This is a genomic window from Bacillus sp. AR8-1 (assembly GCF_008042345.1).
GTDB lineage: Bacteria > Bacillota > Bacilli > Bacillales > Bacillaceae_G > Bacillus_A > Bacillus_A cereus.
Genome location: NZ_QNUB01000076.1, coordinates 1 through 1,163, shown reverse-complemented (window position 1 = coordinate 1,163; position 1,163 = coordinate 1). Strand labels below are relative to the sequence as shown.

The following is a 1,163-nucleotide window of genomic DNA, read 5'->3' as shown; positions in this document are numbered from 1 at the left end:
TGGTCATCTCCCTGTCAAGTAGACAGTAATAAAAAGAGTATTATGCCACGGCCTTTTCCCGATATTCTATCGGGGAAAGGCCGTGAAGTTTTTCTTGGAATCTTTCTGTATTATAAAATTGAATATATTCTTGAATTGCTTGGTAGGCCATTTCATATGTTTTTGGGCACACTAAATACAACTTCTCTGTTTTTAAATGTGAGAAGAATGATTCGATACACGCATTATCAAAACAGTTTCCACGTCTAGAATGACTACCGACAAATCCTAATTTCTCTAACTGTTTTGCGTAGGATTTAGATGTATATTGAAACCCTTGATCTGAATGGAAAAGGGGCTTAGTAGTTAATGACTTCCCTTCTAATTGACGTAATGTAGTTAAAACCAAATCTAAATCATTTCTTGAAGATAGCTTCCAGGCAACAATTTCATTGTTGTATAAATCTAACACAGCTGACAAATAGGCAAATTGTTCTCCGATTCGTACATAAGTAATATCTGTTACGAATTTTTGATTTTGCTTTTCAGCTTGAAACTCTCGATTCAAATGATTTTTAAATACCACAGATGTTTTTCTTCCATAAAATGGACGTTTTTTTCGAATGATAGATTGAATAACCAGCTCTCTCATAAGACGACGAACACGTTTATGATTCATTACCATTCCTTCTCGAGCCAAAGCACGAGTCATACGTTTATACCCATAGTAAGGGTGCTGACGATGAATAGATAAAATATGTTCTTTATGCCACATATCCCTTTTCTGACGTAAACGCTGCACGTTATGATATTTCCGCCATTTATAGTAGCCAGCCTTAGAAACTTCCGCGATTTGAAGCAACCATCGGAGTGGATAGGCTTGGCGTAATGAATCGATAAGAGAAAATCGTTCTTTCTTTAGGACCATTCCTTCCCGTGTAGATTTGGATTGCGCTTTTTTAAATACTCAACCTGTGCCTTCAAATAAGCATTTTCTTCTTCTAGACTATTAAAATTCTTTCGATTCCAGACACCACGTTGATCATCAAAGGACTCCCCTTGTTGCGCACGTTTTACCCACTCAATAATCTGGGCATCGCTCTTCACACCGAGTTGTTCACGAATTTCTCGCAATGATTTTCTCTCTTCTAATCGAAGACGAACTGCTTCTCGCTTTAGTTCTT

General features: G+C 37.1%; 1 protein-coding gene. It reads right to left on the bottom strand.

The annotated features are described in order from the left end of the window. Positions 1-40: 40 nt before the first annotated feature. Positions 41-1,163 (bottom strand): IS3-like element ISBth8 family transposase gene (locus tag DN400_RS29020; protein WP_147802104.1). Its coding sequence is split into 2 segments (ribosomal slippage), with 1,124 coding nucleotides annotated over them: positions 41-942 and positions 942-1,163; the frame shifts between segments, so codons are not numbered across the junction. This gene is flagged as partial in the annotation.